We start from the raw sequence: 655 nt of genomic DNA, 5'->3' as shown, positions 1-655 counted from the left end.
CTCGGTCTTTGCAAGCGCCACGACCAACTCCTGGCTCTCCAACACGGTGCGGCCTGCCGACCCTTCAAGCCGGAGGCCAGCAACCCTGGCCCCGATTGGGGGTGCAAAACCCGCCGCCTGGAAAATCTCAATGGTCGACAGGGCGGCGCGATAGCTCGCGCGTTTGTCCGCGTTTGACATGTTGTCCCAGTCGTTTTGATCGGTCTGAACAACATCGGGCGAGTTGCGCCAGCGGTCATGGATGGCCCGGGCCAGTTGCTGGTACAGCGTGTTCAATGCGATATCGTCGTCATCCAGACTGCGCCCTCCAAAAGGAACTATCCCACCCGTTAGGTCCGAGAATGGGGCCGCGGCAATAGAAGAAAGTGAATCACTGCGCATGAAAATAGGCGCGCGAAAGCACAGTTTCTCAAGCTGCATCTGGCGCAGACGCATCGCAATCGCCACGTTACGTGCGTCTTCGCCGGCCGCAACCACCACCGCGGTGATAGGGTGTTTACGTTCGTGTCGCAGAAGTTCACTCGCGCGCGCCTCGGCGCAGCATTCCAGTGCATCAAGCGTGACGAAGTTAATCTCGAGTTGTCCGGATAAGTCGGGATTGAACAGGGCCGGCCGCTCGCGTCGGATGCGCGCTTTGGCTTCTTCCACGTTTTTA

The 655-nt window shown here is 59.2% G+C and carries 1 protein-coding gene; it reads right to left on the bottom strand.

The annotated features are described in order from the left end of the window. Positions 1 to 655: hypothetical protein (locus tag ACR1XY_RS24750; protein ID WP_480597515.1), on the bottom strand; the 655-nt coding region annotated here is incomplete at both ends.

This window comes from Ruegeria sp. AD11(2025) (genome assembly GCF_056542405.1).
Note: the sequence above shows the minus strand (reverse complement) of the source record. Positions and strands in the feature narration are given on the sequence as shown.